Origin of the sequence: Streptomyces sp. NPDC001544 (genome assembly GCF_042894285.1) — a bacterium.
In the GTDB taxonomy this organism is placed as follows: Bacteria; Actinomycetota; Actinomycetes; order Streptomycetales; family Streptomycetaceae; genus Streptomyces.
Genome location: NZ_JBIAVN010000008.1, coordinates 137783 through 151824, shown reverse-complemented (window position 1 = coordinate 151824; position 14042 = coordinate 137783). Strand labels below are relative to the sequence as shown.

Annotated in this window: 10 protein-coding genes; 6 read left to right on the top strand and 4 right to left on the bottom strand. The window is 71.7% G+C overall.

Going from position 1 to position 14042, the window contains the following annotated elements; all coding sequences use genetic code 11:
• Window positions 1-72: 72 nt before the first annotated feature.
• Window positions 73-1158, bottom strand: coding sequence for a CAP domain-containing protein (locus ACFY0F_RS21790; RefSeq protein WP_388796621.1), 1086 nt, complete (start codon window positions 1156-1158; stop codon window positions 73-75).
• Window positions 1159-1328: 170 nt separating this feature from the next.
• Here ACFY0F_RS21790 and ACFY0F_RS21785 point away from each other — a divergent pair, with 170 nt between their 5' ends.
• The 4 genes from ACFY0F_RS21785 (at window position 1329) to ACFY0F_RS21770 (ending at window position 8148) form a co-directional block, all read left to right on the top strand.
• On the top strand, window positions 1329-1610 hold the full coding sequence (locus tag ACFY0F_RS21785; protein ID WP_388796618.1) for an acylphosphatase: 282 nt from the start codon (window positions 1329-1331) through the stop codon (window positions 1608-1610).
• A 383-nt stretch (window positions 1611-1993) separates the two neighbouring features.
• Window positions 1994-2197 (top strand): hypothetical protein, encoded by a 204-nt coding sequence (locus ACFY0F_RS21780; protein WP_388796615.1) that lies wholly within the window; start codon window positions 1994-1996, stop codon window positions 2195-2197.
• A 245-nt stretch (window positions 2198-2442) separates the two neighbouring features.
• Window positions 2443-6522: an AAA family ATPase gene (locus ACFY0F_RS21775; RefSeq protein ID WP_388796612.1), complete on the top strand. Its 4080-nt coding sequence runs from the start codon at window positions 2443-2445 to the stop codon at window positions 6520-6522.
• A 207-nt stretch (window positions 6523-6729) separates the two neighbouring features.
• On the top strand, window positions 6730-8148 hold the full coding sequence (locus tag ACFY0F_RS21770) for a sugar porter family MFS transporter (RefSeq protein ID WP_388796610.1): 1419 nt from the start codon (window positions 6730-6732) through the stop codon (window positions 8146-8148).
• A gap of 120 nt (window positions 8149-8268) precedes the next feature.
• On the opposite strand, the gene ACFY0F_RS21765 is transcribed toward ACFY0F_RS21770, so the two are convergent.
• A complete protein-coding gene (locus ACFY0F_RS21765) occupies window positions 8269-8586 on the bottom strand; it encodes a hypothetical protein (RefSeq protein ID WP_388796607.1) in 318 nt (105 codons plus the stop codon).
• A gap of 111 nt (window positions 8587-8697) precedes the next feature.
• Entirely contained in the window at window positions 8698-9669 is a 972-nt protein-coding gene (locus tag ACFY0F_RS21760) for an LLM class flavin-dependent oxidoreductase (protein WP_388796604.1), read from the bottom strand.
• 326 nt (window positions 9670-9995) lie between these two features.
• Between ACFY0F_RS21760 and ftsY the strand changes: the two genes are divergently transcribed.
• Window positions 9996-11195, top strand: coding sequence for a signal recognition particle-docking protein FtsY (gene ftsY, locus ACFY0F_RS21755; protein ID WP_388796601.1), 1200 nt, complete (start codon window positions 9996-9998; stop codon window positions 11193-11195).
• Between the two features lie 105 nt (window positions 11196-11300).
• Here ftsY and ACFY0F_RS21750 read toward each other — a convergent pair whose 3' ends face one another.
• A complete protein-coding gene (locus ACFY0F_RS21750; protein WP_388796598.1) occupies window positions 11301-11957 on the bottom strand; it encodes a bifunctional DNA primase/polymerase in 657 nt (218 codons plus the stop codon).
• A 458-nt stretch (window positions 11958-12415) separates the two neighbouring features.
• Here ACFY0F_RS21750 and ACFY0F_RS21745 point away from each other — a divergent pair, with 458 nt between their 5' ends.
• The gene (locus ACFY0F_RS21745) at window positions 12416-13894 is read left to right on the top strand and encodes a hypothetical protein (protein WP_388796595.1); all 1479 of its coding nucleotides are present in this window, start codon (window positions 12416-12418) and stop codon (window positions 13892-13894) included.
• The last annotated feature ends 148 nt before the right edge of the window (window positions 13895-14042 follow it).

Here is a 14042-nt window from a genome sequence, read left to right as displayed (position 1 = left end):
TCCGTCAAGCGTACTCGAAGGAAGCGCTAACCATCAGGTTGCACTAACCGCAGGTAAGCGCTGCGGCCGATCCTAGTAGCCGAAGTCCTGTGTCCACCACGGACCGCCGGACCCGTAGTGCACACCGACTCCCAGGGTCTTGAAGTCACAGTTCAGGATGTTGGCCCGGTGGCCCGGGCTGTTCATCCACGCCTCCATCACCGCGGCGGCGTCCGCCTGGCCCCGGGCTATGTTCTCGCCGCCGAGACCGCTTATGCCCGCCTTGGCGGCGCGGTCCCAGGGGGTGGCGCCGTCGGGGTCGGTGTGGTCGAAGAAGCCGCGCGCGGCCATGTCCGCGCTGAAGCCCTCGGCGAGCTTGGTCAGCGAGCTGTTCGCCGACAGGGCGCTGCAGCCGACCTTGGCCCGCTCCTCGTTCACCAGCTTCAGCACCTCGGCCTCGGCCGCGGCCTCCGCCGACACCGTCACCGGCGCCGGCGTCGTGACCGGGGCCTTGCCGGCCGTACGGCTCGGCGTGGTCCTCGGCCGCGCGGGGACCTTCGCCGTCGGGCGCTTCGAGGGTGCCTTGGTCGGCGTGGGGGACTGCGACGCCGGTGTGGAGGGCGCGGAGGGGGAGGGGGAGGCGGAGTCCGAGGCGGACGGGCTCGCCGGAGAGGCCGGCCGGTCGGTGTCACGGCTGGTCGAGGGGCCGCCGCTGCGGCTCGCGGTGGCACTGCCGGAGGCGCCGCCCTGCTCGCTCGCCGTGTTGCTGGGCGTGCCCGCGGCCTGCACGTTGTCGCCGCCGCTGCTGGTGGTCCCGCCGAGCCGGTAGTCGTCGAGCCCGGGCACCGCGCCGGTGGCCACGGCCACCGTGCCGAGCGCGACCGCGGCGGACACCCCGAGCAGCCCGGTGCGCACCGCCGCCGGCTTCTTCTTCCGGCGACGGCCGCGGGGCGCATTGCCGGAGGGGGAGAAACCGGTCTCGGGGAAGGCGACCGTACCGGTGGCCCGGGCGTAGTCGTCGTCCGTGGCGTACAGGTACGCCTCGGACTTCTCGTGGGTGCCGGCGTACGCCTCCGGGTTCAGGTAGGGCGCGATGCCCATGGGCTCGCGGTCACCGGCGTACGCATCCTGCGGGTCGTGGCCGCCCGTGCCGGCGGCAGAGCGTCGGTGGCGTCCCATGTCCTGGCCTTCCTCGTCCCTCGCGGTCAACCCCTCTCATACGATCTTGTGGGTCAACCCAACTCACTCGATCGAGTGAGTTTCATATGAGATTCATTGGGTGGGGACGGTACCCCATGCCGCGCGAGGGCGAAGTGTCCCAAGAGACATTGGCCGGTTAGGTTGCACCCATGAGCGAGGATGTACGGCTGGTCGCCTGGGTGCGTGGACGCGTGCAGGGCGTGGGATTTCGCTGGTTCACGCGGGCCAGGGCGCTCGAGATCGGCGGACTGAGTGGTTTTGCTCTCAATTTGGCGGACGGCCGGGTCCAGGTGGTCGCCGAGGGCCCGCGCGAGGCGTGCGAGGAACTGCTGAAGTGGCTCCAGGGCGGCGACACGCCCGGGCTCGTCAACGGTGTCACCGAGATCTGGGACACAACCCGCGGCGGCTACGACGGCTTCGCCATCCGCTGAGCCCGTTCCGGCACGTCACCCGGGTGGAAGCGGAGGGGCGTGCCACCGGCAACTGCCGGAAGCAGAAAGAGCCTGGTTGTTGCCAAGAACCGCTTGCAGTGGCAGGCTCCGCACGTAAGGATGATCGCCACGCCCCGAGGGCCCCGTATCAGCCGCAGCGCCGCCGCTTTCCGGCCGCGCAGCGCCGGGTTGCCCGCCAATCCGGGGCGTGATCGTGTTGACCGTCAAACTTTTTGGTGAGACGCTGAAAGCCCCGCGCACCTTAGCTGTTTGGCATGTAGCAATAGCAGAGCAACACTCGAGTGTGCCAAGCACCCCGGGTGCGAATCCCTCACGACCCACCACCGCTTCGGTCGGTCACTCAGTGTGGAGGACCATCCATCATGGCAAAGGCGCTTCTCGGTTACGTCGGCGGCTCCGACCCTCGACTCCTCGCCGAGATGCGACGGCTCCAGCAGCGCGTACAGGACCTGGAATCCGAGCTCGTACGGATCCAGGCGGAGAACGACGCGCTTTCGGCTGCCGCTTCTCACGACAGGATCATGGAGAGCATCGACGCACACCAGGCGGAGCCTGCGCTCACCTGATCGCTGCACCGCTCCACGACAGCACACGCAGCGGTTGGGCCGCCCGTATCAACCGCTCGGTTGTCAGACGACTGAAGGCAAGTCGTCAGATTTGCAAGGGACGCTTCGGCGTCCCTTCTTTCTTTCCCCCGCGCATCCTTTCACCTTCTTCAACGTCTGATGTGCCCTGCCTGTTCATGCGCGAAACCGTGCGGTTGCCGATGTTCGTAGAGTGAGATAGGGACGGAAGGGTAAAGTCCGGCGGCGTGCACCTCAAGGCCCTGACCCTTCGCGGGTTCAAGTCGTTCGCCTCGGCGACCACACTCCGGTTCGAACCGGGCATCACGTGCGTCGTCGGTCCGAACGGCTCGGGCAAGTCCAACGTGGTGGACGCCCTCAGCTGGGTCATGGGGGAGCAGGGCGCCAAGTCGCTGCGCGGCGGCAAGATGGAGGACGTCATCTTCGCCGGCACCACCGGCCGTCCGCCGCTCGGCCGCGCCGAGGTGTCCCTGACCATCGACAACTCCGACGGCGCGCTGCCCATCGAGTACGCCGAGGTCACCATCACGCGGATCATGTTCCGCAACGGCGGCAGCGAGTACCAGATCAACGGCGACACCTGCCGTCTCCTCGACATCCAGGAACTGCTGTCCGACTCCGGCATCGGCCGCGAGATGCACGTCATCGTCGGCCAGGGGCAGCTCGACTCCGTCCTGCACGCCGACCCCATGGGCCGCCGCGCCTTCATCGAGGAGGCCGCCGGGGTCCTCAAGCACCGCAAGCGCAAGGAGAAGGCGCTGCGGAAGCTCGACGCGATGCAGGCCAACCTCGCGCGCGTGCAGGACCTGACCGACGAACTGCGCCGCCAGCTCAAGCCGCTGGGCCGCCAGGCGGCGGTGGCACGCAGGGCCGCGGTGATCCAGGCGGACCTGCGCGATGCCCGCCTGCGTCTGCTCGCCGACGACCTCGTCCGGCTGCGGGAGGCCCTGCAGGCCGAGATCGCCGACGAGGCGGCGCTGAAGGAACGCAAGGAGGCCGCCGAGCAGGAGCTGAGGAAGGCCCTCCAGCGCGAGGCCCTGCTCGAGGACGAGGTCCGTCGGCTCACGCCGCGCCTCCAGCGCGCCCAGCAGACCTGGTACGAGCTGTCCCAGCTCGCCGAGCGGGTGCGCGGCACGATCTCGCTGGCCGACGCCCGGATCAAGAGCGCCACCTCCGCGCCCCCTGAGGAACGGCGCGGGCGGGACCCCGAGGACATGGAGCGCGAGGCCGCCCGGATCCGCGAGCAGGAGGCCGAGCTGGAGGCCGCTCTGGAGGCCGCCCAGCGCGCCCTGGACGACACCGTCGCTCACCGGGCCGACCTGGAACGCGAACTCGCCGTCGAGGAACGCCGCCTCAAGGACGTCGCGCGGGCCATCGCCGACCGCCGCGAGGGCCTGGCCCGGCTCAGCGGGCAGGTCAACGCGGCCCGTTCGCGCGCCGCCTCCGCGCAGGCCGAGATCGACCGCCTGGCCGCCGCCCGGGACGAGGCCCAGGAGCGGGCGGTGCGTGCGCAGGAGGAGTACGAGGCCCTCAAGGCCGAGGTCGACGGCCTCGACGCCGGGGACGCGGAACTGGCCGAGCAGCACGAGACGGCGAAGCGGCAGCTTGCGGAGGCGGAGGCCGCCCTGTCCGCCGCCCGGGAGGCGCTCACCGCCGCGGAGCGCAGCCGCGCCGCGACGCAGGCCCGCCGGGAGGCGCTGGCGCTCGGGCTGCGCCGCAAGGACGGCACCGGAGCGCTGCTGGGCGCGAAGGACCGGCTCACCGGTCTGCTCGGCCCGGCCGCGGAACTGCTGACGGTGACACCCGGGTACGAGGTCCCGCTCGCCGCGGCCTTCGGCGCCGCCGCCGACGCCCTCGCCGTGACCACCCCGTCCGCCGCCGCCGACGCGATCCGCCTCCTGCGCAAACAGGACGCGGGCCGCGCGACCCTGCTCCTGACGGGGGCCCCGGAACCCGCCGACGCCCCGTCCGACGGGGCCGCGAGGGCCGTTGGCGGCGCCGACGCATCCGGGCCGGACGCCGGGTCGCCGGGCGGGGGTTACGTACCCGGCCGTGCGGCCGGAGCTGCCGGGGCGGATGGTGCTGCCGGTGGCCCTGGGGCAGGTGGGCCAGGTGCCTCAGCGCCTGGCGGGGGTTACCGACCGGGTGTTGCGGCCGGAGCGGCCGAGACGGACGGACCCGCTGGTGGCCCTGGGGCAGGTGGACCGGCTGTCGCGTCGGCGGGTGGACGTCGGGACCTGCCGGGTCGTGCGAACGAAGAGGCCCGGGCCGGCGGGTCACCTGCTGGGCCGGGGGCCTCCGCGACGGCTGCCGCGGCGTCCGGCCAGGCCACCGGCATCCCCGGCCGGGCCACCGGTGTGGCGGGAGGGCTGGAGCCCGACGGCCGGGAAAACGGGCCGGACGGCACAGGCACCCGAAACGGGCCGGACGGCACAGGCACCCGAAACGGGCCGGACGGCACAGGCACCCGTACCGCCGCCGCGGGCGCGTCCGGCAGTCCCGCCGGGTCGCTCCGCGCCGCCGACCTGGTCCGGGGGCCCGGCGAGCTCATGCCCGCCGTGCGCCGGCTGCTGCGCGGGATCGTCGTCGTGGGCAGCCTGGAGGACGCCGAGGACCTGGTCCACGCCCGCCCCGACCTCACCGCCGTGACCGCCGAAGGCGATCTCCTGGGCGCGCACTTCGCGCAGGGCGGATCCGCCGGTGCACCGAGCCTGCTCGAGGTACAGGCCTCCGTCGACGAGGCCACCGCCGAGCTGGAGGAGCTGGCGGTGCGCTGCGAGGAACTGGCCGAGGCGCAGCGGGCGGCGGCCGGGCGGCGCGGCGAGTGCGCCGCACTCGTGGAGGAACTGGGGGAGCGGCGCCGGGCGGGCGACCGGGAGAAGTCCGCCGTCGCCCAGCAGCTCGGGCGTCTCGCCGGCCAGGCCCGCGGCGCCGCCGGGGAGGCCGAGCGGTCCACCGCGGCGGCGGCCCGCGCACAGGAGGCGCTGGACAAGGCCGTCCAGGAGGCCGAGGAACTCGCCGAGCGGCTCGCCGTCGCCGAGGAGATGCCGGTCGAGGAGGAACCGGACACCTCCGTACGGGACCGCCTCGCCGCCGACGGCGCCAACGCCCGCCAGACCGAGATGGAGGCCCGGCTCCAGGCCCGTACCCACGAGGAGCGGGTCAAGGGCCTCGCCGGACGCGCCGACTCCCTGGACCGGGCCGCCCGCGCGGAACGCGAGGCACGCGCGCGTGCCGAGCAGCGGCGGGCCCGGCTGCGGCACGAGGCCGCCGTCGCGCAGGCCGTCGCCTCCGGCGCCCGCCAGCTGCTCGCCCACATTGAGGTGTCGGTGGGCCGCGCCGAGCGGGAGCGCGCCGCCGCCGAGGCCGCGAAGGCCCGCCGCGAGCAGGAACTGGCGGCCGCGCGAGGCGCGGGACGGGACCTCAAGGCCGAGCTGGACAAGTTGACGGATTCAGTTCACCGAGGCGAGGTACTAGGAGCAGAGAAGCGGCTGCGGATCGAGCAGCTGGAGACCAAGGCGCTGGAGGAACTCGGTGTGGAACCGGCGGGGCTCGTGGCCGAGTACGGCCCGCAGCAACCGGTGCCGCCCTCGCCCCCCGCCGAGGGCGAGCAGCTCCCCGAGGATCCGGAACACCCGCGCAACCAGCCGAGGCCGTATGTACGCGCCGAACAGGAGAAGCGCCTCAAGTCCGCCGAGCGGGCCTACCAGCAGCTCGGCAAGGTCAACCCGCTGGCCCTGGAGGAGTTCGCGGCACTGGAGGAACGGCACCAGTTCCTCAGCGAGCAGCTCGAGGACCTGAAGAAGACCCGCGCCGACCTGCTGCAGGTGGTCAAGGAGGTCGACGAGCGGGTCGAGCAGGTCTTCACCGAGGCCTACCGGGACACGGCCCGCGAGTTCGAGGGCGTCTTCGGCCGGCTGTTCCCGGGCGGTGAGGGACGCCTGGTGCTGACCGACCCCGACAACATGCTCACCACGGGCGTGGACGTCGAGGCGCGTCCGCCGGGCAAGAAGGTCAAGCGGCTGTCGCTGCTGTCCGGTGGCGAACGCTCGCTGACCGCCGTCGCGCTCCTGGTGTCGATCTTCAAGGCGCGCCCCAGCCCGTTCTACGTCATGGACGAGGTCGAGGCCGCCCTCGACGACACCAACCTGCAGCGGCTGATCCGGATCATGCAGGAGCTGCAGGAGGCCTCGCAGCTGATCGTGATCACGCACCAGAAGCGCACCATGGAGGTCGCCGACGCACTGTACGGCGTGTCCATGCAGGGCGACGGAGTGTCGAAGGTCATCTCCCAGCGGCTTCGGTAGCGGCCACCCTCGGTCACTGCGGCCTCACGCGACCTTCAAGAAATGAACACAACAAGTCCTCCCGTATCTCGAAGGTCACACCACTTCGCCTATTGACTTCAAAACTTGAAGGCATAGTCTCGGCACCGTTGTTTTTACCTTCAGGTCTCACCGGAAGGGCTCGCCCCCACGCCGGCAGCGTTGCCGGCGGCCCGAGGAGTTGAACGCGTGACCAGCACAACGCAGGCACACAAGTCAGGAGCCGGCACGGCTCACCCCGAACATCTCGGGCACGTCATCTTCATCGCGGCGGCGGCCGCGATGGGCGGCTTCCTCTTCGGCTACGACAGCTCCGTCATCAACGGCGCCGTCGAAGCCATCCGGGACCGCTACGACGTCGGCTCCGCAGCACTGGCGCAGGTCATCGCCATCGCCCTGATCGGCTGTGCCATCGGTGCCGCGACCGCCGGTCGCATAGCCGACCGGATCGGCCGCATCCGCTGCATGCAGATCGCCGCGGTCCTGTTCACCGTCAGCGCCGTCGGCTCCGCGCTGCCCTTCGCGCTGTGGGACCTCGCCCTGTGGCGCGTCGTCGGCGGCTTCGCCATCGGCATGGCCTCCGTCATCGGCCCCGCCTACATCGCCGAGGTCGCCCCGCCCGCCTACCGCGGCCGCCTCGGCTCCTTCCAGCAGGCCGCGATCGTCGTCGGCATCGCCATCTCCCAGCTCGTGAACTGGGGCCTGCTCAACGCCGCCGGCGGCGACCAGCGCGGCAAGCTGATGGGCCTGGAGGCCTGGCAGGTCATGCTCGGCGTCATGGTCGTGCCCGCCGTCCTCTACGGGCTGCTCTCCTTCGCGATCCCCGAGTCCCCGCGCTTCCTCATCTCCGTCGGCAAGCACCAGCGCGCCCGGGAGATCCTCAACGAGGTGGAGGGGGACAGCGCGAACCTGGACGCCCGCGTGCACGAGATCGAGACCGCGATGAAGCGTGAGGAGAAGTCCAGCTTCCGCGACCTGCTCGGCGGCGGATTCTTCTTCAAGCCGATCGTCTGGGTCGGCATCGGCCTGTCCGTCTTCCAGCAGTTCGTCGGCATCAACGTCGCGTTCTACTACTCCTCGACGCTGTGGCAGTCGGTCGGCGTCGACCCGACGGACTCCTTCTTCTACTCCTTCACGACCTCGATCATCAACATCCTCGGCACCGTGATCGCGATGATCTTCGTTGACCGGGTGGGCCGCAAGCCGCTCGCCGTCATCGGTTCGGTCGGCATGGTCGTCGGCCTCGCGCTGGAGGCCTGGGCCTTCTCCTTCGACCTCGTCGACGGCAAGCTGCCCTCGGCGCAGGGCTGGACCGCCCTGATCGCCGCGCACGTGTTCGTCCTCTTCTTCGCGCTCTCCTGGGGCGTGGTCGTCTGGGTCATGCTCGGCGAGATGTTCCCGAACAAGATCCGCGCCGCCGCCCTGGGTGTGGCCGCCGCCGCGCAGTGGATCGCCAACTGGGCCATCACCGCGAGCTTCCCGTCCCTGGCCGACTGGAACCTCTCGCTGACCTACGTGATCTACACGGTCTTCGCCGCGCTCTCCATCCCGTTCGTCCTGAAGTTCGTCAAGGAGACGAAGGGCAAGACGCTGGAGGAGATGGGCTGAGCCTCGTCGCAGCCCCCTGAACCGGGGAGAAGGGCCAAGTCCCCGCTGCCCCTCTCCTCGTACCTCAGCCGCCCCGGCCCGCCCACTGCGCGGGCCGGGGCGGCGGTGTCGTAAGAGCGGTCACCAGATGAGGACGCCGCCGCCGATCCCCAGGGCCTTGCGGCAGCTTTCCTCGATGATCCCCAACCGCGTCTCGATCTGGTGCCGGTGCTCCTCCACCGTCCGCGGCCGCTCGGTGCCGTGGGCGACCTCGTCGAGACGGGAACGCAGCACAGCGACCTCGCGCCGGAACTCCGGCACGTCCCCGGCCTCGACATAGAGGTCCTGTTCGGCCGGCACGGGCAGGAAGCGGGCGCCCAGCGAGCGCACGAACTGCGATCCCCACACCGTCGTACGCCAGGACTCGAAACCGCCGGAGTGAAACACGTCGTCCGGCACGTCAGTATCCGTAACTCCCCGTCCGCTTCCCGGACGAACACCTCTACTGTCAGACTCATGCGCCCAGTGGATCACCGCAGGCCTCCACCGGCCAGGGATTAACGGCGCAGGTCAGTCCCGCAACGCCGGAACCACCCGCTCCGCGAACAGCCGCAGGCTCCGCCAGCCCTCCTCCACCGGCATCCCGCCGGCCAGCGGATGCAGGACGAGGTTGTCGAGCCCCTGTGCCAGGCACTCCTCGGGGGTGAGCACCCGGTAGACCCCCTCCGCCCGCAGCTCCGGCACCGTCGTGGCCGACGACCGCACCGCCGAGCGGATGTCCGAGGACTGCCAGGAGGCGTACGTCCGCGCCTCGTGCAGGAAGTGCTCCCCGTACTCCGCCCACGTCCGGTCCGGGTCCTCGGCGAGGTGCAGCAGCGGCGTCTCGGCCGCGGGCATCATCGTCCAGCCCTCGGTGCCGTGCGCCACGAGCTGCTCCTTGTAGTACGCCTCCAGCTCGGGCAGGTGCGCGCTCGGGAAGAACGGCAGGCCGAGCCGGGCCGCCCGGCGGGCGGCGGCCCTGGAGGAACCGCCGACCAGGAGCAGGGGGTGCGGGTCGCTGAGCGGGCGCGGGGTGACCCGCACCGTACGGCCCCGGTACTCGAACTCCTCGCCCGTCCACGCCTTGAGCAGGGTCTCCAGCAGCTCGTCCTGGAGCCGGCCGCGCCGCTTCCACTCCACGTCGAACAGGGCGTACTCCTCCGGCCGGTACCCGATGCCCGCCACCGTCACCAGCCGGCCCCCGCTGAGCAGGTCCAGCACGGCGATCTCCTCCGCCAGCCGCAGCGGGTCGTGCAGCGGGCCGATGATCGCCGACACCGTGACCGCGATCCGCCGGGTGGCCCCGAAGACCGCGCCCGCGAAAGCGAACGGCGTCGGCAGCCAGTTGTCGTCCGCGCCGTGGTGCTCCTCGGTCTGCACGGTGGTGACGCCCCGCTCGTCGGCGTACGCGGCCATCTCCAGGGCCGCCCGGTAGCGGGAGCCGAGGGCGGCGGGGGAGGCGCCGGGTTCGACGAGGTTGAAACGGACGACCGTGACGGGCATGGGGGGTCCCCCTTCGCCGGGTGGGTGGGCCGGGTGCGGGGACAATAGCTGACGGTGTGTCAGGTAGCCAGGGGTCGGCGGGCCTGAGCCGCCGCCGTCAGCGGCAAGGGTGTGTCACGACCCACCTCATGGGCCGTGACACACCCTGGGGACGCCGCTGCGCGTACCCGACGGAACCCTGGATAACGGACCCGTTGTGACTCCGCCCGGAGGGCTTCCGGTCGACGCGAGGTCGGACCGCGGGCCGGCCCGGCCCGGCGGGGCCCATGAGGCCCCGCGCGTACAACGAACGGCCGAGCGGTAGGTCACGCCATACTGGACAAGTTATGGAAACCATCATCCTTGCCGTAGTCATCGCCGTGGTCGTGCTCGGTGCGCTCGGGGGGCTCATCGTCGGCAGCCGGCGCCGGAAGCCGCTGCCCCCGCCGCCCCCCACCACGCCCGACATCACCGCGCCCCCGGCCGAGCCGCACGTCGGCGAAGAGGCCGAGACGCCGCGCGACGAAGAACGCCGGACCATCGAGGAGGTGGACCTCCCCGGCGGCCCCCCGGTCGCCGTCGAGGAGCCCCCCGTCGTACCGGCTCCCGAGATCGAGGTCCCGGAGCCCACCGCCGGCCGCCTGGTGCGCCTGCGCGCCCGGCTGTCCCGCTCGCAGAACGCCCTCGGCAAGGGTCTGCTGACCCTGCTCTCCCGCGAGCACCTCGACGAGGACACCTGGGAGGAGATCGAGGACACGCTGCTCACCGCCGACGTCGGTGTGCAGCCCACCCAGGAACTGGTCGACCGGCTGCGTGAGCGCGTCAAGGTGCTCGGTACGCGCACCCCGGAGGAGCTGCGGGGCCTGCTGCGCGAGGAGCTGGTCAAGCTGGTCGGCGCCGATGCCGACCGCACGGTGAAGACGGAACCCGAGGACCGCAAGCCCGGCATCGTGATGGTCGTCGGCGTCAACGGCACCGGCAAGACCACCACCACCGGCAAGCTCGCCCGGGTCCTGGTGGCCGACGGGCGCACCGTCGTCCTCGGCGCCGCCGACACCTTCCGGGCCGCCGCCGCCGACCAGCTCCAGACCTGGGGCGAGCGGGTGGGCGCCTACACCGTGCGCGGGCCCGAGGGCGGCGACCCCGCCTCCGTCGCCTTCGATGCGGTCAAGGAGGGCAAGGAGATGGGGGTCGACGTCGTCCTCATCGACACCGCCGGGCGTCTGCACACCAAGACCGGCCTCATGGACGAGCTCGGCAAGGTCAAGCGCGTCGTCGAGAAGCACGCCCCGCTGGACGAGGTGCTGCTCGTCCTCGACGCCACCACCGGGCAGAACGGGCTGGTGCAGGCCCGGGTCTTCGCCGAGGTCGTCGACATCACCGGCATCGTGCTGACCAAGCTGGACGGCACGGCGAAGGGCGGCATCGTGGTCGCGGTCCAGCGCGAGCTGGGCGTGCCGGTCAAGCTGATCGGCCTCGGCGAGGGCGCGGACGACCTGGCGCCGTTCGAGCCGGAGGCGTTCGTTGACGCCCTTATCGGAGAGTGACCATCACCTGCCGAACGCGGCAGCCGATCGCGGAAGCGCCCGCCCCGGGATGTGACGGGGCGGGCGCTTGCGTCGTGCGGGGCGGCGAGGGCGCCGGGACCCGGCTCAGACCCGTGACCGGTGCGCCACGTACGCGAGTGTCCCCAGCAGCAGCCGGGCCGTCGGAGGCCTCGTCGCCGAGTCCAGCGCGGGCGGCCGCAGCCAGCGCACCGGGCCCAGGCCGCCCCGGTCGGAGGGCGGCGCGGTGATGTACGCGCCGGGTCCGAGGCCGCGCAGGTCGAGGGCGGAGGGGGCGTCCCAGCCCATCCGGTAGAGCAGTGCGGGGAGCTCCGCGGCGGCGCCCGGGGCGACCAGGAAGTGGGCGCGGCCGTCCGGGGTGGCGGCGACCGGACCGAGGGGCAGGCCCATGCGTTCCAGGCGCACCAGCGCGCGGCGGCCGGCCGGCTCCGCCACCTCGATCACGTCGAACGCCCGTCCGACGGGCAGCATCACGGCGGCGCCCGGGAACTCGGCCCAGGCCTTGGTCGCCTCGTCCAGTGTGGCCCCGGCGGAGATCCGGGGCGCGAACTCCAGGGGGTGGGCGCCCGGTGCGGGGCAGTCCGCGCGTCCGCAGGAGCAGGCGCCCGCGGCGGCCCGCGCGCCCGGGACCACGTCCCAGCCCCACAGTCCGGTGAACTCGGCGACGGCGGTGCACTCCGACGAGCGCCCGCGCCGACGCGCGCCGGAGCGGATCTCACGGATGCCGCCGATCGTGAACTCCATGCCCCCTCCAACGGGTCCGGCACGCGGTGGTTACGCGACGGAACGGTACGGAAACGGAACGTGACCTGTCAGGGTTCCGCCTTCCCTTCTTTCCGCCCGATGCAGACGGCGCGTGGAAGCGTCCGGGGCCGTACGCCCGGCCGTGCGCGCCCCTCGGTGCACCGCTGCACCTGCTTCCGGCCGCCCTGTGTCAAGTGAATCGCGCCCGGGCGGACGTGAGTTCATTCGAAGGGGTGGCGAATGGTGGCGATTCCAGGATCGCCGTGGCTGCGTCCGTGATCGTAGGATTACGCTGTGTGCGCGAGTCCTGGGGACGCATGCACTCGTGGGTATGCCGGAGGCAAGTCGCCATCCCGTTCGAAGGGTGGCAACTGCCGGACGAGAAGCCGTATTTACCGGCATTCTGATAAGGCTTGGTGCACTCGGCGACAAGTGGTCTCAGGGATGGGGGCGTTCCAGTGGGCGGCAGTGGCGGTAGCGGGACGAACGCTGACAAGCGCCCCAACGAGCTGCTCGGCTCGTGGTTCGTGCGCAGCGGCTGGTCCAAGGGCGAGCTCGCCCGCCAAGTCAACCGCCGAGCACGCCAGTTGGGCGCCAACCACATCTCCACGGACACCTCGCGGGTGCGCCGCTGGCTGGACGGGGAGAACCCGCGCGAGCCGATCCCCAGAATCCTCTCCGAGCTGTTCTCCGAGCGGTTCGGCTGTGTCGTCTCCGTGGAGGACCTCGGTCTGCGCGCGGCCCGCCAGTCACCCTCCGTGTCCGGAGTGGACCTGCCCTGGACCGGCCCGCAGACGGTTGCTCTGCTCAGTGAGTTCTCGCGCAGCGACCTGATGCTGGCGCGGCGCGGCTTCCTCGGGACCTCGCTGGGCCTGTCCGCGGGCCCGTCCCTCATCGAGCCGATGCAGCGCTGGCTCGTCCCCTCGCCGTCCGCGCCCGTACCGCACCAGGCCGGGCCCGTCGCCGAGCCCCGCCGCCCCGGCCGGCTGTCCAAGCCGGAGCTGGAGCTGCTGGAGACCACCACGGTGATGTTCCGGCAGTGGGACGCGCAGTGCGGCGGCGGTCTGCGCCGCAAGGCGGTCGTCGGCCAGCTCCACGAGGTCACCGACCTCCTCCAGGAGCCCCAGCCCGAGGCCGCCACCCGCAAGCTCTTCCAGGTCGCCGCCGAGCTCGCCGAACTGGCCGGCTGGATGAGCTACGACGTCGGGCTGCAGCCCACCGCGCAGAAGTACTTCGTCCTCGCCCTGCACGCCGCCAAGGAGGCCGGCGACAAGCCGCTCGGCTCCTACGTGCTGTCCAGCATGAGCCGCCAGATGATCCACCTCGGCCGACCCGACGACGCGCTGGAACTGATCCACCTCGCGCAGTACGGCAGCCGGGACTGCGCGAGCCCGCGCACCCAGGCGATGCTGTATGCGATGGAGGCCCGCGCCTACGCCAACATGGGCCAGCCCGGCAAGTGCAAGCGGGCGGTGCGGATGGCCGAGGACACCTTCGCCGAGGCCGACGAGTGGGACGATCCCGACCCCGACTGGATCCGCTTCTTCTCCGAGGCCGAGCTGCACGCGGAGAACTCCCACTCCTACCGCGACCTCGCCTATGTCGCGGGCCGCAGCCCCGCCTACGCCTCCCTCGCCGAACCCCTGATGCAGCGGGCCGTGGAGCTCTTCGCCAAGGACCACGAGCACCAGCGGTCGTATGCGCTCAACCTCATCGGCATGGCCAGCGTGCACCTGCTGCGCCGGGAACCCGAGCAGAGCGCGGTCATGGCCACCCAGGCCATGCAGGTCGCCAAGAAGGTCCGCTCCGAGCGTGTGAACACTCGTATCCGAAAGACCGTAGACACCGCCGTCCGTGATTTCGGTGACCTCGCCGAGGTCGTCGAGCTCGGCGAGCAGCTCGCCGTCGACCTCCCGGAGACCGCCGAAGCGGTCTGACCGCACACCGCAAACCGCAAGCCCCGGCCGCGGCCGGCCCTCCCGAACTGTCCGACTCGGCTCCCCCATGCCAGGTCATCGGAAGGCCGTCCGCGGCCGGTTTCCCCCCTTTGCGCCTAAGCCCCTCTCGCGGACGTGGCTGATCACC